Origin of the sequence: Sphingobacterium corticibacterium (assembly GCF_004208525.1) — a bacterium.
GTDB classification, from domain to species: Bacteria; Bacteroidota; Bacteroidia; order Sphingobacteriales; family Sphingobacteriaceae; genus Sphingobacterium; species Sphingobacterium corticibacterium.
Genome location: NZ_SGIT01000003.1, coordinates 397843 through 417620, shown reverse-complemented (window position 1 = coordinate 417620; position 19778 = coordinate 397843). Strand labels below are relative to the sequence as shown.

Sequence of the window (19778 nt, the reverse complement as noted above, 5' to 3'; positions counted from 1 at the left end):
GCAAATGAAAGGAATCATACTTGCCGGAGGATCTGGCACACGATTGCACCCATTGACACTGGCTGTCTCGAAGCAGTTGATGCCGGTGTATGACAAGCCTATGATTTACTATCCCTTGTCGACGCTGATGCTGGCAGGGATCAATGAAATATTGATCATCTCCACGCCGCAGGATCTTCCTCATTTTGAAAAGCTTTTAGGCGATGGTTCGCATATCGGTTGTAAGTTTTCGTATAAAGTGCAGCCCTCACCCGACGGGTTGGCACAGGCTTTTATTCTTGGGGAGGAATTCATCGGACAGGACAAAGTCGCCTTGATCTTGGGAGATAATATTTTTTACGGGTCTGGGATGTCGAAGCTTCTGCAATCCTGTGCAGATCCTGACGGAGGTTGCGTTTTTGCATACCCGGTGCACGATCCGGAGCGTTATGGTGTGGTAGAGTTTGATAGGGAAAACAAAGTAGTGTCTATCGAGGAAAAGCCAACCGAGCCTAAATCGAACTATGCGGTACCGGGACTTTACTTCTACGATAACGATGTGGTGGAGATTGCAAAAAACATACAACCTTCGCCGCGTGGTGAACTGGAAATTACGGATGTGAATAAGGAATATTTAAAAAGGGGAAGGTTATCCGTAGGTGTTTTCGACAGGGGTACCGCTTGGTTGGATACGGGAACTATTCAATCCCTGATGCAGGCCGGACAATTCGTACAGGTAATAGAGGAACGACAGGGAATGAAGGTTGGGGCAATAGAAGAAGTGGCATATCGTATGGGTTGGATTGACAAAGAGCAATTGAGGTCCGTGGCTAAGTCATTGATAAAGAGTGGTTATGGAAGTTATCTAATGAAATTGTTTTAAGATTATAAAACATCTTAGATATGAAAAGAAGTCAATTTTTTGCATCTGTCTTATTAATTTTCCTACTTTGGATAGGGGTGGACATACGGATATATGCACAGACAGACACTACCCGACAATACATAGATGTAAGTCTTTTAGCGGGCTATACAAGTAATGACGTTGTGCCCTTCTGGATGCGTTCTAACCAATTTGGTTCTATCCCGTTGGACGGTACGTCAGGAGGATTGTTGGTGCGCGCGGCAAAAAATTATGCGATACAAGGGGAGTGGACTGAACCTACAGATAAGATAACCTCTTTGTGGGATTGGGGCTACAGTTTGGAGGCGCGTACAAATATTGGGAGTAAAGCACAGGTACAACTGATTGATGCCCATGTCAAAGCACGCTACGCTATGTTTGAGGCAAAGTTGGGCCGGACGAAAGATGCTATGGGTCTAAACGGAGATACCTTATTAAGTTCGGGGAATTTTGCTGTATCGGGGAACGCTTTGGGTGTGCCCATGTTAGATATCCGGATACCGGAATATTATCGTTTACCTTGGTTTGATGGACTTTTTTCCTTTAAAGGGAACTTTGCAAATGGGTATATGGGAAAAATGCCGATCAGTAAAAATGTGTTTTTGACTCCGGCTTCGAATAATAATATGCCGACGTTACTTCACCAAAAATCCTTATATGGACGGCTTGGTAAATCACATTGGCGAGTTAACTTCTATGGAGGGATCAATCATCAGGTGCAATGGGGTAGTGAAAAAAAGGTATATGGTAGTGCTTATAACCTCAGCACAACGGAAACCTTATGGTATGTATTGTGGGGCAAGGCTTATGGGGCGGAAGGAATTCCAACATCAAAATTAGGAAATCAACAAGGATCCGTTGATTTAGGTTTTTCCTACGATTGGGATCAAGTACAGCTTTTGGCTTATCGACAGAATGTTTACGAGGTCGGTGCCATATCCAAGTTAGCGAATATTGCGGATGGGCTTAATGGCATTACCTTAACGAATAAGCAATATAATACGACTAATAAAAACTGGGATTGGCAGAAGTTGCTATTCGAATTTTTCTATTCGAAGGATCAGGCTGGATATCCTTGGTCAAAACCGACCGCGTCCGGGGATGAGGATTATTATAACAATTATTACTATACAGAAGGTTGGTCTTATAAGTCGCAAGGTGTAGGTACACCATTGATTGTGCCTGCGCATACAGTTAGAGAAGGGCAGGCACACGACCCTGTAGACTACTTTATCAGTAACCGTGTCGTAGCAGGACATCTTGCGACCCGAGGTCGTATATATCGGTGGAATGTATCCGGAAAGTTGACCTATGCGAAGCATTACGGAACGTTTGCGACCAGCGTTTATGGAAAATCAACGGGCGACAGATGGCAGGAACCCCACGAAGAAACATTCACCCCGGTCTCCCAATTCTCTGCATTTGTTGATGGTGAAAGAGAGCTAAAAAACAATTTCTTTCTGGGCATACGCCTAGCGGTAGACCAAGGTAAACTACTTGACAATAGTATAGGTGGACAGGTATCCGTACGAAAATTCTTCGGGAGCAAATAGCGAATCACGAACAACTAAACAACAATAATTATGGAAACAAAACCAATTAAAAAGAAAGAGGACTACAACCCAGGGCCACGTGTAGGCATAACTTTTTCAACATTCGACCTATTGCATGCCGGACATATCATGATGTTGGCAGAAGCAAAACGGCAATGTGATTATCTTATCTGTGGTTTGCAGATGGATCCGACACTAGACCGTCCGGAGAAAAACGCGCCTACCCAAACGGTGGTGGAACGTTACATCCAATTGCGAGGTTGTGAGTATGTCGACGAGATCGTTCCTTATTCCACCGAACAGGATTTGGAAGACATCCTCCGCTCCTTTAAACTGGATGTACGCATTGTGGGTGATGAATATGCTAACAAGGAGTTTACCGGCCGGAAATACTGTGAAGAAAAAGGCATCGAGCTGTATTTCAACAGTCGGGATCACCGTTTTTCGAGTTCCGGCCTTCGTAAGATAGTATATGATAAAGAAGTAGAGAAAAACGGCAAGAAATAAAGCGTCAAAAAATTATGAAAGAGATAAAAAAAATCACCTGTATCGGAGCGGGTTACGTCGGGGGGCCGACGATGTCGGTCATTGCCCAGAAGAACCCGGATGTCGAAGTTACGGTCGTAGACCTGAACCATGCGCGTATTGCCGCGTGGAACGACGAAGACCTGGATAAGCTTCCGGTATACGAGCCTGGGCTGGATGCCGTTGTGGGAGAAGCCCGCGGGCGCAACCTGTTTTTCTCCACGGAGGTTGACAGAGCGATCGATGAGGCCGATATGATCTTTATCTCGGTGAACACGCCGACCAAGACCTATGGTAAAGGTAAGGGACAGGCAGCTGACCTTAAATTTATCGAGCTGTGCGCCCGCCAGATTGCTGCAGTGGCTAAAAATGATAAGATTGTTGTAGAGAAATCCACGCTTCCGGTGCGTACGGCCGAAGCATTGAAAAATATTTTGGAAAACACGGGTAACGGTGTGAACTTCCATATCCTATCGAACCCGGAGTTTTTGGCGGAGGGCACGGCCGTTACCGACCTGCACAACCCGGACCGTGTACTGATCGGCGGGGAGGATGCGGAAGCGATCGAGGCCCTGGTAAATGTTTACGCAGCGTGGGTTCCACGGGAGCGTATCCTGACGACGAACCTATGGTCATCGGAGCTGTCGAAACTGGTTGCGAATGCTTTTCTGGCCCAGCGTGTCTCCTCGATCAATGCGATCTCGGAACTGTGTGAGGTTACGGGTGCGAACGTGGACGAGGTGGCGCGTGCTATCGGTCAGGATTCGCGTATCGGCGGGAAGTTTTTGAAAGCGTCGGTCGGCTTTGGGGGTTCCTGTTTCCAGAAAGATATCCTGAACCTGGTGTATATTGCCAGGACATACAACCTGCATGAAGTAGCGGACTACTGGGAGCAGGTTATCATCATGAACGACCACCAGAAGACGCGTTTTGCAGAGAAGATCATCCAGACGATGTACAACACGGTGAACGGTAAGCATATTGCATTCCTTGGCTGGGCATTCAAGAAGGACACGAACGATACGCGTGAATCTGCGGCGATATACGTAGCGGACCACCTGCTGGACGAAGAGGCGCAGGTGGTGGTGTATGATCCAAAGGTATCTGCCGAACAGATCTACAGGGACCTGGATTATCTGGGCACCCGTTCACCGGAGGACAACCGCCGGTTGCTGAAAGTAGTGGACAACGCTTACGAGGCCCTGGACGGTGCACATGCAGCAGCGATCCTGACCGAGTGGGATGAATTTAAGGGCTACGACTGGGCGAAGGTCAAGGAAGGTATGAAGAAGCCTTCGTTTGTATTCGACGGCCGGAAGCTGTTGGACAGAAAAGAGCTGAACCGGCTGGGATTTGCCTACTACGCGATAGGGGAATAATTTGTATACATTCACACAAAATTAGAATATTCGCGATTTACCTAAACAACAACAATTAAGGAAAAAATGGAGGCTGTTAAGGATGTAATAGACTTAAATATCGCTAAATAACAACAGTCGTATTCTTCCGACAGTTATCTATGTATAGCGGATGACTGTCGGAAGTTTTTTATAGCGCGACCAACTGTCATTCTCCCATTATGATCTTGCGCAATTCGTCCAAATATCAATTTATCTGAGTTTTCAGAATCAGGAAAATTTCACTAAGTTTGAACAACAAGTGGTTGAAACCAAATTAGGAAGGAGTGATTGTTAGCCGGTAATTGATCAATCAGGATATTATGCGTAAAATAAACATATCAACATCCGATATAAAATCTTGCATTATAGTTTTGTTGTCCTTTTCAATCTGTTTAAATGTGGCTATTCTGGCAGCGCATACAATACCCGTTTTGGGACGTTTGGACGTTGCTACTTTTGGAAAGCTTCTCACCTATGTACTTTCGCGGATGATGTTTGTTGGGATTTTTTTTTCAGCTTGTTTTACCCTACTTTTTATGTATGTGCTGTCGATTATCCCTATGCAAGCCAAAACGGCAATAGCCCGATTAAAGAGAATTGACCTATTCCCTTACCTGTTCGTGATTGCTTTTTTCGGATGGATGTTTATGCTTGGTCCAACTGAAAAAGCTCCAGTTTATGATCCGTTTGATCCGCGAAACATACAAGAAATGTATAGCAAAGTACATCCTACGGATCCAGCTCTGAAAGAGCTGCTTAAGGAGATTGACATGCGGTACTATTGGATAGTTGCCGGCGTCGGTTTGCTTGTTTTGGCGTGTTTTAAGTCTTTGCATACTCATTTTATCCGGCTTGTAGATACACTTCTTTTGACGTTGTCGGAAATTATACCTGTCGATGAGCGCCCGACGACCGATTCGCAGATGAAAGAAGAGGTTGAAGATGTCTGTCTAGTTTATGGGAGTAGTGATGAACTGCTAGCGGGCGCTACACACTTAGCTAATACGTATGCGAAAGCTCCTTCTGACGACGAAACAGCCCCTTACGGACTGGATAAGGTCGCGTTCGTATACAGAGACGACCGCCTTTTTTCAATTCTAAGGCAGGGATTTGCGATACCCACTACCTTCGGGGAGGGAGAAACAATAGAGTCTATCTATGAAGGCGCGTTTCTACACATTAATAAGGCACTGTATATTCGCTTTGACCAGATCACATTTTTCGATTTTGATAATCTAAAAGTCGGTGTTACCCCACAGTTGATAGAGATATTTCAGAAACTTAACCGCCCGAGTGTTAAGGAAAAGCTGTGGTCCTATCGCAGTGGCGATCATGCAGACCACTCCTTTGATATCCATCCTGACCTGGTTGCAAAGCTGAAAAGAACGCTAGACGAGGATGATTAGGGAAGTAGCCAATCCTTCCAAGTACGCCTTAGTGCGCACTCTCATAGTGCAAAATTTAGTATTTTTGATTAAAAGTAAATACCATGGATACTTTATTTGCAGACTCTAATCAATTGGTTTCTGAGACAGATGAACCGCCCGGTCTTATTTTATACAAACTCATCAATAGAACTTATGTAAATTCATCAATACATATTATGTAAATTCATCAAAACGAATTCTTCTTGCAAGAAAATTTTATAAAATGTTTATAAAAAGAAGAATAGATGAGATAATAGAGGAGATTAAGAACAAGTTCCCTATCCTCGCTATTACCGGTCCGAGACAATCAGGCAAAACGACTTTATTAAAGCAAATATTCCCTGAATAACGGTACATCAGTCTGGAGGATCCGAATACCCGGCAATTCGCGGAAAGTGACCCGATTGCTTTTTTAGACACTTATGACAAGTATGTCATTTTAGATGAAGTACAACGGACACCCCTATTGTTCTCCTATCTACAGGGGCGCGTAGACGAGAGTGGGATGATGGCACAGTATATTCTTTCAGGATCGCAAAATTTCCATTTGCTTCGAAGTATTACCCAAACGTTGGCTGGTCGGGTTGCGCTTTTTAAATTATTGCCTCTGGACTTTTCCGAACTAAAAAACAGTACGCTATTAGCGGATGAGTATGCTGAAGCGGCTATCAAAGGAGCATACCCGGCTATATTCGATAGAGCGATCGATTCTTCGGTATTCTATAGTAACTATGTGGAAACCTATGTTGAAAAAGATGTAACAGAACTACTTCGTGTCAAAGACACCCGTCAATTCAAACAATTTATTAAGCTATGCGCAAATAGGGCAGGCCAATTGCTTAACATTAACGCGCTATCGAATGAAGCAGATATTGCATATAACACTGCGAAGGAATGGCTTTCTATATTGGAAAGCAGTTATATCACATTTCTCTTACAACCGTATCACGAGAACCGGAATAAAAGGTTGGTTAAAACACCCAAGCTTTATTTTTACGACACCGGCCTGCTGTGCTTTTTATTAGGAATCAGAACGGATGAGCAACTACTTACCGATAGATCAAAGGGAAATATATTCGAAAATATGATGGTATCAGAGCATCAAAAGTCGCTCTACCATCAGTACCTGTTTGAGGATTTATATTTTTGGCAGGACAGCAATCGGGTGGAAATTGATCTGCTATGGAAAAACCGTGACACCTATTTTGCGACACAAATCAAAGCGACCAAAACGATCCAAAAAGACTTATTCAAGCAATTAGACAAATTCGAGTCGCATGTAAGCCCTCATGCTGTACAAAAAGTATTGTTATATGGTGGGAACGAAGCCCAGCGCCGGACCCAGTACGATATCCTAAGTTGGAAGCAAGCGTCTGACGGACTCTATTTCGGGAAATAAATTCGATGCCTTTTCCTACTTAACAACCTTCTTTCTTGCCGTTGAATGTGGGCCAAAGGTCTGGGGCTTACTGTTGAACAGGTCGAAAAGCTAAAATAAAATTAGACGATCTGTGTTATCCGCATGATTTGGATGTTGGCTAGATATGGTCATCAAACCAAACGTTTTGACCTAATTACAGACTTTATCCGTTATTTTTGTCATCCTCTAAAAAGCTGTTATATTTTTCTAAGAGAACGCAGTATTTGTCTTTCCACGTTGTAATCTCATTCATTAGTTTTGCGATCTGGTCCTCAGTATGCATGGTCTCGTGTTTCGGTACGATCTCTAGCTTATCTATGTTTTTTAATGTTTTATCAACAAAATTTTCGAATAAGGGGAGGATATCAACTACTTTGTACTCTGCTAGTTTTGTTTCGTATACTAACTTTTTGTCCGATTGATTTGGATGGTTTTTATACGAAAAATATTCTATCGATTCATTATAGGAATACAGCATTACTTTTCCTAAATTAATATCAGATTCGAAGGTGAGAAACGGACAGTTGTACCAGCGATCTCTTAATGATTTTTTACTACTTTCTATGGCTAATACGATATATGGATTTGTGTGGTTATCCGAAGAGCGAAAGTGCCCGTGATTTTTATGGTGCTCCAACTTTAATACTAAGCCGTGAGCGTTAAACTGCTCTTTTAGCGGATTTATGAGATCTTTGATATCTTTTAGTATAGTCTGTTCAAAAGCTTGGCGAAAATCAGGCTTGGCATCTTTATAGGTTTCTTTTTGTTCTCGTATTTGTGAATCACGTTTTTCACAAGAAATTCTGAATTGTTCTAGCCTATCCTGTAGGCGGGTTATTGTATTCTGCATTATCAATAATTTTGGTAGTCTGAAATGTAAAAAAAGAAACCCACTTTTGCCGGGCGCGCCAGTGGGCTTCAACTGAATTATGAATTTCTAATTTCGTGATTTTTTTCGATATAGGCAAGTTTTGTCGTAGTTTCTTTACACGCCTACTACTGGTCGCTCACCATCGCCGTAGAAGTAGTTGAAAAGTTGACTGGGTTTTAGGTCAAAGGCTTTGGCTAAGCCGTAGACTTCGTCAGGATATAAATTCTTGAACTCACCGCTTAACAGTCTTGTTAGTCTTGAGTTTTCAATGCCCGTAGCTGAAGCTATCCTTGTAATATCTTGTAGAAAGATGGATAAAAAAAATCTTAGTTTATTACTTGAATCTCCAACAGCACGGATTGGAGCGAACTTATGTTCTTTAAATAGTTTTTCACAAATTAAATCAATGTCGAGACTTAAAAGTGTAATAACATCATAGAAATTCCTCGCCAAGATGTTTCTCCTAGTTCCCAATAATTCTTTTATTCTCAATTCTAGTTCCCGCTTTTCTTTTCCCGAAAACTTTTTTGAGAGAGATTTTAAAACAAAAGATGAAAAAAAATCAGTTTCTAATTTATTGTATATCAATTCTTTTTATTTTTTATTTATTAAAACAGCATTTAATTTTGCTGTTATGTGTAGAGTTTGTTATATTTGTTTCTTAATCAGTTTGTTCTGATTAGAGTCTCGTCCCGGTAAAAACTAGCAATTTTTTGGACGCGAGACCTTTAGGAGCTGTCAATCCCATTTTGTACATTTGCGCATATGGGGTGAGCTCCTACTGGATTCCGTGTCGTGGTCTTTGCTAGTACCGTACTGGGACGGATGAAGGTAGGAGCTCTTCCTTTTCAGCGACCTCCTTTCTTCTCCAGACTCTTATTTCTTAACCACATTGATATAATGATTATGAATATTAAAGAGTTAAAACCCCATAGCAAAGCGATACACGTCGTAGGAGAGCATAAACCTCGTCCTACAAAAAAACTGCTTTTCAAAAATATCATCCGCTCGCCGGACTAGCGGATTTAAAGAAACGGTGGGAGTAGTGTGAACGATAGCAAGCCCGGTCGCACAACATTGCTAGACGTAACGCCTCCCACCTTTACCGACCACTATCAAAGCCGCTACAGGGATTTTGGTAAATGGCCATTCTAAGTTTAAATTCGCACCTTAAAATTAGAAAGATTTTGCCTGTTTCCCTAATTATAGATGCATTTGGTTGTTGTAATCAACAAAGCTGTGGTCGGTTTATGAAATTTAAAAAGGAATACGGATGCAAAACCGATTATCAAAAAATTATGAAGAGCGTTTAAACGTATTCTTTTCATCTTATTTATTAATCGCGACGAGGTAAAAGGCTAAAGCTACAAGATAGCTGCAGGATCTTACGCATAGTTTAAACCGCTTCGCATAACACTTAAAGGAATGCAGAAATTATGCAATAAGGAGAGCTATGCGCTATGGCGAAGCCAAACATTACGCAGCCTTATGTTACCGATATGTTTTTCAATACGATCATTTTCTTTAATGGCAACGAAGAACAAAGGAATCCTTTCTTATGGATTCCTTTGTTTCATGTTGTTTAATCTATCAACAGCCTGGGCGCAGCCTCCCGAGAACGGGGAGGCTGCCGAAAGGCAAATGGAGGTTCTGGAAAATCCCATATCTTCAGATACGTCAAAGCGGTTGCTTTTAAATTTAGAAGATGCTGTCTTGAAAAAAGATTGGTCCAAGTTTGAACGGAGTGTAAAGAAAAAAAATCCAGAAGTCGATTTTAAGCAATTTCCCTTTATAAAGTATGAAATCGATACGACCCAAATCGGATACATATTCAAAGGAGAACAGATTCCGGATGAGATACTCGATATGCCGCTTTGGGTACTCAATCATCCGTCGGGTAAAAAGACAACAACGCTACGGGAATTATCAGACAAGAAATTTCTTGTGTTGGATTTTTGGGCAAGATGGTGTTCACCCTGTGTCGCCTCGATGAATAAATGGGAAGAAATTTTACCACGTGTGCAAGATCATATTCGCGTTGTAGGGGTACACGTTGCTGCCGACCATGAAGCAAGTCTAACTATAAAGCAGAGAAACTGGCAAACCGTACAGATTCTCGGTGCCGAAGCATTTATATTGAGTCGCTATTTTACGAGATGGTCATTTGTAGGCCCCTCGGCCTGGATCAGAGACGGTAAGCTGTTCGGAATATCGTCCGCCGGCCTTAAATCCTATGACTTTATATTTCAATTGGCTAATGGAGAAATAGACGCACTTCCGCAAGAAGCGGAATGGTCACACAGTCGCTGACATACTCCATGTATAATATTAATTATATGATCAAAATTAGAAATAAAATTAAGAGCAGAGATGGATATGGTCTTTGCTTATTGCTCTATATCGTGTGCTTTTCCTCACTTCCGATTCTGTCTTATAGCCAGAAACAGATCGTGACAGGAATTGTAAAATCTGAAGGTACACGCGAACCTATTCCGAACGTATCCGTAGAGCTTAGAGAATCACAGCTTCGTTCTATTACAGATGATAGGGGAATCTTTATTATAAACAGTCCCGTTGAAAGTGGAGATCTGAAGTTGTCACATGTTGGCTATGAGCAGACTACCGTCAAATTTGATAGCGTAAAAGACACGCTTTTCGTTATCATGAAGAGTATCGAAAACCTGATAGATAATGTGGAAATCGTCAGTACCGGCTACTATGATATTCCAAAGGAAAGGGCAACAGGTTCGTTCAGTTTTCTTACCAATGAGGATCTTAACCGCTTCCCGGCAACCAATATCCTGGACAGGATTGATGGCATGGTCAATGCTCTTACGATGGATCGATCGCATCTGAACGGTGAACGGACAGTAGAACCGAAATTAAGACTGAGGGGGCTGTCAACGATTGAATCAGATAGTGAGCCTCTGATTATTCTGGACGGGTTTCCGTATGAAGAAGGACTGTCTTCCATCAATCCTTCCGATATAGAAAATATAACCATTCTTAAAGATGCGGCGGCGGCTTCTATATGGGGGGCAAGAGCAGGAAATGGCGTATTGGTCATATCGACAAAAAAAGGAAAATTCAATCAGCGGACACAGCTAACGCATTCAACCGTCTTTCAGTTCCAATCAAAACCCGATCTCTTTTATGACCCTAACTACCTGCCATCTTCCGCGGTGCTGGATATCGAAGAGGAGATGTTTGCCCGAAATAATTACCGGGAAAGAAATCAGACGCCGATACCGTTATACACCGAATGGCTGATCAAAAATCGGGAAGGGGCAATAGATGATACCGAGCTATCGAAAATTCGATATCAATTCGAACATACGGACACACGGGCGGAGAGTCTCAAACATTTTTACCGGACCGGTCTGAACAGGCACCACGATGTAGCGCTTTCCGGGGGTGGAGCAGGTTATTCTTTTCGGAGCGGCGCATCCTATGACAGCAACCGTTCCTTCATGAAGGGGAATATGTACACGCGATGGAATGCCAATATGCAGGGTACGGTGAAATGGAGTGATAGATGGAGTATAACGCCTGCAATCTGGTATACCCAGCAAAAACAGCAGGAAAGTAGGGTCAGGTATTCAAGTTTTACGGACGGGGGGATCTCTGTTGTTCCTTATTACCGTTTTATGGATGAACAGGGGAATGCTCTGCCCGTGGTAAACGGACTTCGGTATGCTTATCAAGAATCTGCCCTTGATGCGGGCTTGCTGGATTGGATGTACCGCCCCGTCGATGAACTGGGGTTGACCAACAGTTATAATACGGAAGCGGAATTAAGGCTACAGCTTGGTACCGCCTTCCATATCACCAATACACTCCGCTGGAACACCTTCTATCAGTTTCTTTCTGTGGAAACAGGTGGAAGTGTTCTGTATAATAAAGATAGTTATCATGTGCGAAATATGGTCAACAGGTTCACACAGGGTGATCTGGCACAGATTATTCCCTATGGAGATATGCGGATCGAAAATGGTAGAGGGAAAAATCGGAGCCACAACATACGCACACAGGTGGATGGAAACAATACATGGGGTGACGACCATCACCTTGCTTATCTGGTTGGCGCCGAGCTGATGGACAGATCTACAAATAGCAGTCCTGCAATCCATATATACGATTATGATCCGGAACTATTACTCGGCCGGACAAATTTTGACTATACCAAAAGATATACAACCAGACCTACCGGCTCAAGCCTAATAGCCCAGGGTAGCGGAAATTTTAGCCAGAAAAACTATCGCTTTCTTTCGTACTACTCCAATGCGTCCTATGATTATAAAGAAAAATACCTGCTTTCGGGAAGCGTTCGCTGGGATGCCTCAAATATCTACGGAGTGAAAACCAATCAAAAAGGAGTGCCTCTCTGGTCGTTGGGAGCAGCCTGGCATCTGGGGAAAGAAACTTTTTTCAAAACAGACGATATAAATCAATTGAAATTGAGGATGACTTATGGAAGTAGCGGCAATACAAATCCCAATGTTTCTACCTATCCGATAATCTCTTACGATATAAATGGCATTACCAATCTGCAATACGCTTCCTTACGCAGTGTCGGTAATCCCTCGCTTCGATGGGAAAAGGTCAATACGTTCAATCTAGGTATGGATATCGCTGTTTTCAATAATAGGGTATCCGGTTCATTAGAGTACTATCGGAAAAAATCAGAAGATCTGATCGGTGTTACCCTGATGGATCCGACGACCGGTATCATTGAGGACGCGCTGCCTGCTATCGTAAACAGGGTAAACTACGCTAACTTAAAAACCGAGGGCTGGGATATTACGTTGAACAGTCAGAATGTTAAAGGCGTATTTAACTGGAATTCAAGACTGCAGTTCGCGTTGGTAAAAAATGAAGTTACGAACTACGAAACAAATGAGATGACGACAACCCTTTTGTTCTTATCGCAGCCAACACCTGTATTAGGTAGATCACTTGATGCAATTTTCGCGTACCCCTGGAATGGATTGAACAGTGAAGGTAAACCAATTATTTACCGGAATGGTGAGATATCCTCGGATTACATCGATTATTATAACACTTATGCTATTCCGGATCTTGTATATGTAGGAGACAGGGTTCCTCCTCTGACGACCAATCTGATGAATACGTTCCAGTGGAGAAAGTTTCAGCTGTCGGTTAACCTTTCCTGGAAATCAGGTTACTATTTTCAGCGGTCAACGATGTCAAATATGGGTGAGATCAATGGAAACTATCATAGGGACTATTTTAACCGGTGGACGAAACCGGGCGATGAGCAATGGACGGATGTCCTTCCAAGGGCAGAGGTATCAGATCAGGAGGTCTCGGCTATTTCTACTATGCACGCGAATTCCGAAGCGCTATGGGAAAAGGGTGACCATCTGCGAATCAGAGATGCTGTTTTAGGGTATTCTTTTGATTCCCTACACAAATGGGCTCGCCGTATTAACACAAGTTTCAGCGTATCGAATATAGGAATACTATGGAGGAAGAATAAATACCGGCTTGACCCGGACTTTCCCAACGCAACCTATCCTCCCCCAAGGATTTTCGCGTTATCGATTAATGTCGACTTTTAATTTTTTTAGTATGAAAAGAACAGTATTTTTTTTAACCATACTCTTTTGTTTGGGATGCGGCAAATCCTTTCTGGAAAAGAAAACGAATGTAAGCGATCTGACACCCTATAGGATACAGGATTATCAGGCATTGTTGGATGATGCATCGACGATGAACAATTGGAGCAGTTGTCAATTGGGTACTATCGCTGCCGATGAAATCCAGGTGGATGAAGTCGCTTTACAGAACTTTAATCCCTATCATCAGCGGAATACCTACCTATGGTACCGGGAAAACCTCTTCCAGGGTGAACAGTCTAATGACTGGAACAGAGCATTTCAGCGGATATTATATTGTAACCAAGTGCTGGATGGGCTGGCAGGGCTTACACCGTCAGAAGGAGATACCGAAGCATGGAACAATGTAAAGGGAAGCGCACTTTTTTACAGGGCTTATGCCTATTATCAACTGGCACAATTGTTCTGTGAAGTTTATGATGCGGAAACGGCCGTAAATTCATTGGGACTTCCACTACGTAAGGAAGCCGATATAACGGTTACGGTTGGGCGGAGTAATTTACAGGATACGTATGATTTTATGCTGAATGATCTCAAAACGGCCTATGATCTTCTTCCTTTAGAACCCCTAGTATACGAGCGACCATCCCGATTGGCCGTACAGTCTTTGCTGGCAAGGATCTATTGGAATCTAGGAAAATATGACGAGGCTTTAGATGAAAGTGTACAGGTATTGCAGACTAAAAACATCTTAATTGACTATAATTCTGTGGAACCTAATCCGGCGCCTGTCAGTATATTTTTACCTATTGCCAAAAACAATCCTGAGATTATTTTTGATGCGACGATGTCCATGCCCCAGATAGCATCTATCGGAGCCGTCGCGGTGAATGAAACACAGATAGAATTGTACGAAGAAGGCGATTTACGAAAAAATATATACTTTAAGGAGTTTAACGGATTCACTATTTATCTGGGATCCTATTCGTCCCGAGGAGCTCCATTCAGTGGGTTTTCAGTTGGGGAATTGCTATTGGTAGCAGCCGAATGTGAGGCAAGAAAAGGCAATCTCGAAAGGGCCTTGCTATATCTAAACAGGTTGCGAAGCCATAGGTTCGGGTCGAGTTCTTTTACGGAATTAATCTCGGACGATCAAACGGAAATACTGGAGTGGATTTTATTGGAACGAAGACGGGAACTGGTGTTTAGAGGTGTCCGTTGGGAAGATATCAGACGTTTGAATAAGGAAATGCGCTTCCCCGTTACCATTGTTAAAACTTTTCTGGATGAAAAGATAGAAATTTTTCCGGGAGATAGTAGGTATGTGTTTCCATTGCCAGATAATGCGGTAGATTTAGGTGGGTTAGAACAGAATAATAGGTAATTAAGCGGATATCAATTTGGTGCCCCAAAAACGCATTGGCTTTTTGGGGCACCATGAAACAGTTCCGTTCATTCACTAAGGGTTACTGGGATTTCTAGCGTGTCCGGATGCTGTAGCCGATAGTGAAGCCATGGCGCTTTGCACGTCCAGGTCGATAACATCTTCCAGTTCTTCAGAATCTATATCGGCATCAAACTCCAGTTGGTAAGCGCAGAACTGTCCGCTTGTATTCTGTTGAGCACAAGCTCCCAGATCAGCAGGTTCGGGAGGGGTTGACGTCGATACTTGGACAATTCGGTAGTTCGAAGGCGTGTCTCCACCCGAAGAACTTATTTTCGCAACGTCAAACCAGACCTTTTGAGTCACAACTTTAGAGGAGATCTCTTTGTTTTTAGATTCCTTCTCCATTCCATTCACGAACAAACCAATCCCTAATACTAATGTTAATATTGCTGCACTGGCACGTAACCAGTAATTTTTTAAAATGCTCATAAGGCAATTTGTTTTAATGTTTTAACTAATTTATGTTTAATCTTGGCTAAACGGCATGCCCTTGCCACAAAATAGCACCCGTAGTGCCCTAGGCATTCATTTTCGCTCCCGCCTACCGGGGAATACCGCAAATTTTCTTCTGTAATGTGTTGTGCTCATGATTCTATCCTTACCTAAATTACATTTCAAAAGTAAAGGGTATAATCAAGTGCGTGTTAGGCAAAAGTTGACATCAGTAAAAGGCAAAAGTTGACATCAAGGCTTCATATTTCGCAGATGGAAGTCTCCTTTGAGTGAAGGATTTTTGATCCAGCGTACACCCAGTAAACCACGATGAATAGTAAAGGAAATCGTGTCACCGACCTCAACTTTCTACCGCCGTCGGTACTGTGCCGGCGTCATCCCCGTTTTTCGTTTAAAGAAGCGGTTCAATTCGCTGACGCCCGGAAATCCACAGAGATGGCTGACCTCTTGCGGCGAATACCGTTCGTCCAACAAGCCGCGTATTTTCTCCGTAACAAGGGCATCGCGGTAGTCGTTCAATTTTTGCTGATAATACTGCTGATGCAACCGGCTAAGGTATTCGTGGCGCACATGCAGCTGCCCAGCGACGTCCCGGATGCGTACTGCGTTGCCGTGCTCGGCAATACGGCCCGCCAGTAGGTCGCGGCAGCGTTGTATAAGCAATTCGGGATCGGAGGTACGTTCATAGGCATCATATATTTTTTCTTTTGCGAGTTTCAACAAGCCGATCAGCTCCTGGAGAACAAACTTTTCATTTTCGATATCGCCCTTTTTGATATGTTGGCAAAAGCGCCTGATCTGATTAAGCGTGGGCTCACCGGCAGGGAAATCGATGCTCCCTACCGCTTCGGGAAGATTTGCCCGATAGGCTTCGAGGACATCGTGCAGAAAGCTGAAAGGGCGCTCGTTACCGTCGCGGAACAGGCCGCCGTCAAAATAGAAGCCGAAAAGACAATAGGTTCCCGCCTCAAATTGGAGCTGATACCGACCGCCGGGCAAATAAGCGCAGCGGCCATGCTCTGGTGGAAGCTCGGTGTAGATTTCGCCTGTATCGTTGCACAGGGCGACCGCTGCATCACCTTGAAGGAGATAAAACACGTGTAGGTCTGCCATGTCCGCCCGGACAGGAATAGTCCGTTTTTTCAGCAGGGAAAAGTCGTAACTGTATAGGTAGCAGTCTTTGGCATCGAATTCTTGCTCGACGGCATAATCAGCTTCTCCCCGATAGTGATACACGGTTGCATGACGCATGCTGATCATCGGGTCGGGAGCATCGCTTGGTGCCACGCGCCCCGGCATGCCAAAATGGGTAAATAGGTTCAAGTATAGGCTTTTCAGCATGGTTTATCTATCCGTTTTTCTAGGGCTAGAGTACTAAAAATTGTGTTCTTGGAACGAAAAAAACCGTGAAACCGCCCGAAAGGGGGGGTGAAACTGCCGGAAAGGGGTGAAAATAAAATTTATCTGCTTAAAATGGCCTCCACGCGACCGCTTGGACTATTCACGGTTTTTTTTGACGTTACTGCCTAAAATAATTCAGATTTGCCTTCGTGATCACACGCCTAAGGGCATAGCGATCTATCTGGGAACGATAGATGCTTTTGATAAACCATAAAGACAAAAAATGGATCCGAGGACGTTTTCTTGCAAATAAAGGAAGATTTTGCTAAGTTTAAGGTAAATTAATCTACAGATCGTATAGTAATACGTTCTACACGTGATAGCCTAATAGATAATCGATAGCAGTTTGACGATTACTTTCATTTAGCGGTGCTTATGGCAATAGCTCACTTTTTAAGACCATTTCCAGTAATTATTCATGTTATTTTATGGATTGTATATCTTCTATGGATTGGTTCTGTAAACGTCTTGTGTCATGGAGTTGGTCATATATGGGTTATGTTGGGTATGTTGCCGGTTATGTTGGGAATTTTCTACCTGAATTGGTATGGTTTAAGACGTTTCTTTTTGAAAGGTGCCAGGTGGAAAGATGTCGTCTTCTCGGGGTTATATTTACTTGCGCTACTCTTTGTTGGCTACCAGATATTGTATGGCTATCCAAATGAATTTGCAAGGAAGATACGGAAGGATCCAGATACGCAGACCTTCAGTTTAACAATGTATGTTATAGAAGTGGTAAGTTTTTATTGGACGTTTGCCTATAAAGGGCTAGGAATGGCTGCCATAGAAATATTGTTTAATCTGGCGCGTGCCCGGATCGCGTATCTCCAGGGCAAACACAAGGATAGATCCAACCACAGAAAAAAGGTACGGATGAAAAAATGGATATCCCACTTTTTAGGCAATATGACGCAAAGCTTGGTAAGGTCTGCAAAACAGGGAAAGGCGACTGCCAGCATGTTGGAATCTTACGCGATCATCTGGGCTTTTGGGATTCGGATGATGGCGCGTGAAACGAAGTTCTTCATTCCCTTGGATACCGAATTGTATCATCTAAGACGTTTAAAGGTTATATATCCCATAAGCTCGTTGGACATGAAGCTCCGGGGGGATATCAAGACAATCGATGTGCTACCGATGCTCCTGCTAAATATCTATAAAAATATGTACAAACATGGTGAATTTGGAGATAATTCCGGAACGCTTTTCCACGTGAGCTGTCATGCAGACCGTCTGACGATTCGCACGGAGAATAGGGTGGCGGCCCGCTCGAGGTGGATATTTGAGCGTGGAGGTACGGGACTTGTGCAGCTGGAGGGTATCCTGCAACAGCATTATGGCACCGCAGCCACGATGATGCACAAACAGCAGGAAGATATATTTTATTTACAAATCGAAATTTTATTTACATATGGACGTGTACAAAGTGATGTCAAACCTAGCGGACAAAAAGAAGAAACTGCGGGTAGTGGTATTGGATGATGAACCGGAATCTGTTGAGCATATGGTTAGCTTAATAGAAGTAACGGATGGATTTGAGTTGGCTTTTGTCTCGAACAGTCCATGGGAAGTGCTGGGTCGGCTCAAAGAGGATGCTGTCCACGTTTTGTTCCTGGATATGGAAATGCCGACAATGCATGGCCTGCAGCTTATGCAGCAGCTCGATTTTATAAAGAAGATAAATCCCCTGGTCGCTCATCTTCAGGTGGTGGTCTGTACCGCTCATGAGCATTTTGCCCGCGAGGCTTTTGACAACAGGGCGACCGATTACCTGACAAAGCCGGTCACTTTTTCCAGATATATGCAGGCCGTGAATGTAGTGAAAGAAAGATTGCTCCCGATGAGCCCGAACGTCTTGGACCGTGCGAATGAATGCCTGATCATGTTCAGTGAAAGGGGTAAAGCCGTCGCGCGGGTCAACTTTAATGAGATTATAGTTGTGGAAGCACAAGACGACAAAAGCTGGGTCTGGATAAATTCCACGGACTACTACGAGACCTCTGAGGGACTGGGTGATGTGTTACTACGGCTACCAAAGTCCAATTTTATAAAGGTGCACCGAAGCTATGCGATTTCCCTTTCCCATTTTCAAGGCATTGTTGGTGAATCGGGGAGTAAACACAAGTTCGTTGTCCTGAAAGGTACGGATGCTAAAATTCCGTTGGGCGAACAGGGCAACCATCCTTTATTTGAAATGTGGTTAGGTGAAAATGCCGTCCGTGGTAAGAAAATCTCGAAAAAGCGTTAAGGTATGCTGATCCAGCTGTTACAGGAAATAGCGACCACGCTGAACCGCATAGAGATGCATTTGCGCTCCTCCGATCCCAAAACCGAGGAGACGCCCGTTACGCCCCCAACAGTGGAAATGCCTGAACATGTCAGCATTGCCTGGATTATTAAGTACTTGGACGTGGCGCGCTCCACCTTCTATCGGAACATCAAAGACCAACTGTTATTTCACGTGCGCAAAATAGGTAACCGTCCATTTTATCTCAAAGCTGACGTAAAAGCGCTTATGGTAAAGCACGAAAAGAGCGCATGGACGTTTTCTAAATTAGCCAAAGAAGCTAAAAAGACTCCCCTAGACGGAAACGGAAGTTGATCATTCGGTTCCCCTTATTGTAAAAACGTGAGCACGTTTTTGTCTTACGTGTCCTCTTTTTATAAATAAGTGATCCCGTTTGGAAAAAATGTTTTCCGTTATCGTAGAAACCTACTCCCGTTTCTGGGAAAAGGGGACACATTTGGCTGAAATGTAATCCCTTTTCCGTATAAAGTGTCCCCGTTTGTGGTAGATGTGTCTCCTTATTGTATTTTTG

Annotated in this window: 16 protein-coding genes and 1 pseudogene; 13 read left to right on the top strand and 4 right to left on the bottom strand. The window is 43.4% G+C overall.

From position 1 onward, the window contains the following. Positions 1-4 precede the first annotated feature (4 nt). The 7 genes and pseudogenes from rfbA (at position 5) to EWE74_RS21330 (ending at position 7187) form a co-directional block, all read left to right on the top strand. Positions 5-862 carry a glucose-1-phosphate thymidylyltransferase RfbA gene (gene rfbA / locus EWE74_RS16595; RefSeq protein WP_130142771.1) on the top strand — a complete coding sequence of 286 codons (858 nt, stop codon included), beginning with the start codon at positions 5-7 and terminating at the stop codon, positions 860-862. Between the two features lie 20 nt (positions 863-882). Then, positions 883-2436: a capsule assembly Wzi family protein gene (locus EWE74_RS16590; protein ID WP_130142770.1), complete on the top strand. Its 1554-nt coding sequence runs from the start codon at positions 883-885 to the stop codon at positions 2434-2436. 30 nt (positions 2437-2466) lie between these two features. Further along, positions 2467-2943: an adenylyltransferase/cytidyltransferase family protein gene (locus EWE74_RS16585; RefSeq protein WP_130142769.1), complete on the top strand. Its 477-nt coding sequence runs from the start codon at positions 2467-2469 to the stop codon at positions 2941-2943. A 14-nt stretch (positions 2944-2957) separates the two neighbouring features. Further along, complete coding sequence (locus EWE74_RS16580) at positions 2958-4340, top strand: nucleotide sugar dehydrogenase (RefSeq protein WP_130142768.1); 1383 nt, start codon at positions 2958-2960, stop codon at positions 4338-4340. A 419-nt stretch (positions 4341-4759) separates the two neighbouring features. Further along, positions 4760-5767, top strand: coding sequence for a hypothetical protein (locus EWE74_RS16575; RefSeq protein ID WP_130142767.1), 1008 nt, complete (start codon positions 4760-4762; stop codon positions 5765-5767). Between the two features lie 244 nt (positions 5768-6011). Then, positions 6012-6401: pseudogene (locus EWE74_RS21335) on the top strand (ATP-binding protein); the annotation flags it as partial. Positions 6402-6521: 120 nt separating this feature from the next. After that, positions 6522-7187: an ATP-binding protein gene (locus tag EWE74_RS21330; RefSeq protein WP_239018691.1), complete on the top strand. Its 666-nt coding sequence runs from the start codon at positions 6522-6524 to the stop codon at positions 7185-7187. Positions 7188-7371: 184 nt separating this feature from the next. Here the strand turns inward: EWE74_RS21330 and EWE74_RS16565 are convergent, their stop codons facing one another. Continuing rightward, positions 7372-8058, bottom strand: coding sequence for a hypothetical protein (locus tag EWE74_RS16565; protein WP_130142766.1), 687 nt, complete (start codon positions 8056-8058; stop codon positions 7372-7374). 135 nt (positions 8059-8193) lie between these two features. Next, entirely contained in the window at positions 8194-8667 is a 474-nt protein-coding gene (locus tag EWE74_RS16560) for a helix-turn-helix domain-containing protein (protein WP_130142765.1), read from the bottom strand. A gap of 939 nt (positions 8668-9606) precedes the next feature. On the opposite strand from EWE74_RS16560, the gene EWE74_RS16555 reads away from it, so the two are divergent. Genes EWE74_RS16555 through EWE74_RS16545 form a run of 3 tightly spaced genes read left to right on the top strand, consistent with a single transcriptional unit; the run spans position 9607 to position 15042 of the window. Beyond that, on the top strand, positions 9607-10389 hold the full coding sequence (locus EWE74_RS16555; RefSeq protein WP_165384751.1) for a TlpA family protein disulfide reductase: 783 nt from the start codon (positions 9607-9609) through the stop codon (positions 10387-10389). A gap of 26 nt (positions 10390-10415) precedes the next feature. Then, positions 10416-13661 (top strand): SusC/RagA family TonB-linked outer membrane protein, encoded by a 3246-nt coding sequence (locus EWE74_RS16550; protein WP_165384750.1) that lies wholly within the window; start codon positions 10416-10418, stop codon positions 13659-13661. Positions 13662-13671: 10 nt separating this feature from the next. Then, positions 13672-15042, top strand: coding sequence for a RagB/SusD family nutrient uptake outer membrane protein (locus tag EWE74_RS16545; protein WP_165384749.1), 1371 nt, complete (start codon positions 13672-13674; stop codon positions 15040-15042). Positions 15043-15117: 75 nt separating this feature from the next. On the opposite strand, the gene EWE74_RS16540 is transcribed toward EWE74_RS16545, so the two are convergent. Both EWE74_RS16540 and EWE74_RS16535 read right to left on the bottom strand, forming a co-directional pair. Continuing rightward, the gene (locus tag EWE74_RS16540; RefSeq protein WP_130142761.1) at positions 15118-15534 is read right to left on the bottom strand and encodes a hypothetical protein; all 417 of its coding nucleotides are present in this window, start codon (positions 15532-15534) and stop codon (positions 15118-15120) included. 372 nt (positions 15535-15906) lie between these two features. Beyond that, positions 15907-16899 carry a helix-turn-helix transcriptional regulator gene (locus EWE74_RS16535; RefSeq protein WP_130142760.1) on the bottom strand — a complete coding sequence of 331 codons (993 nt, stop codon included), beginning with the start codon at positions 16897-16899 and terminating at the stop codon, positions 15907-15909. A gap of 435 nt (positions 16900-17334) precedes the next feature. Between EWE74_RS16535 and EWE74_RS16530 the strand changes: the two genes are divergently transcribed. Genes EWE74_RS16530 through EWE74_RS16520 form a run of 3 tightly spaced genes read left to right on the top strand, consistent with a single transcriptional unit; the run spans position 17335 to position 19561 of the window. Then, complete coding sequence (locus tag EWE74_RS16530; RefSeq protein ID WP_130142759.1) at positions 17335-18441, top strand: LytS family sensor histidine kinase; 1107 nt, start codon at positions 17335-17337, stop codon at positions 18439-18441. After that, positions 18389-19207 carry a LytR/AlgR family response regulator transcription factor gene (locus EWE74_RS16525; protein WP_165384748.1) on the top strand — a complete coding sequence of 273 codons (819 nt, stop codon included), beginning with the start codon at positions 18389-18391 and terminating at the stop codon, positions 19205-19207. The genes EWE74_RS16530 and EWE74_RS16525 overlap by 53 nt, the downstream gene beginning before the upstream one ends. A 3-nt stretch (positions 19208-19210) precedes the next feature. Then, complete coding sequence (locus tag EWE74_RS16520; protein WP_130142757.1) at positions 19211-19561, top strand: hypothetical protein; 351 nt, start codon at positions 19211-19213, stop codon at positions 19559-19561. Positions 19562-19778: the final 217 nt, after the last annotated feature.

What these genes read in the sequence shown, in the direction of transcription:
- EWE74_RS16585 (WP_130142769.1), top strand. Translation starts at nt 2,467, where the DNA reads ATGGAAACAAAACCAATTAAAAAGAAAGAGGACTACAACCCAGGGCCA.
- EWE74_RS16550 (WP_165384750.1), top strand. Translation starts at nt 10,416, where the DNA reads ATGATCAAAATTAGAAATAAAATTAAGAGCAGAGATGGATATGGTCTT.
- EWE74_RS16580 (WP_130142768.1), top strand. Translation starts at nt 2,958, where the DNA reads ATGAAAGAGATAAAAAAAATCACCTGTATCGGAGCGGGTTACGTCGGG.
- EWE74_RS16540 (WP_130142761.1), bottom strand. Translation starts at nt 15,534, where the DNA reads ATGAGCATTTTAAAAAATTACTGGTTACGTGCCAGTGCAGCAATATTA.
- EWE74_RS16520 (WP_130142757.1), top strand. Translation starts at nt 19,211, where the DNA reads ATGCTGATCCAGCTGTTACAGGAAATAGCGACCACGCTGAACCGCATA.
- EWE74_RS16535 (WP_130142760.1), bottom strand. Translation starts at nt 16,899, where the DNA reads ATGCTGAAAAGCCTATACTTGAACCTATTTACCCATTTTGGCATGCCG.
- EWE74_RS16590 (WP_130142770.1), top strand. Translation starts at nt 883, where the DNA reads ATGAAAAGAAGTCAATTTTTTGCATCTGTCTTATTAATTTTCCTACTT.
- EWE74_RS16565 (WP_130142766.1), bottom strand. Translation starts at nt 8,058, where the DNA reads ATGCAGAATACAATAACCCGCCTACAGGATAGGCTAGAACAATTCAGA.
- EWE74_RS16525 (WP_165384748.1), top strand. Translation starts at nt 18,389, where the DNA reads ATGTCAAACCTAGCGGACAAAAAGAAGAAACTGCGGGTAGTGGTATTG.
- EWE74_RS16555 (WP_165384751.1), top strand. Translation starts at nt 9,607, where the DNA reads ATGGCAACGAAGAACAAAGGAATCCTTTCTTATGGATTCCTTTGTTTC.
- EWE74_RS16530 (WP_130142759.1), top strand. Translation starts at nt 17,335, where the DNA reads ATGGCAATAGCTCACTTTTTAAGACCATTTCCAGTAATTATTCATGTT.
- EWE74_RS16545 (WP_165384749.1), top strand. Translation starts at nt 13,672, where the DNA reads ATGAAAAGAACAGTATTTTTTTTAACCATACTCTTTTGTTTGGGATGC.
- rfbA (WP_130142771.1), top strand. Translation starts at nt 5, where the DNA reads ATGAAAGGAATCATACTTGCCGGAGGATCTGGCACACGATTGCACCCA.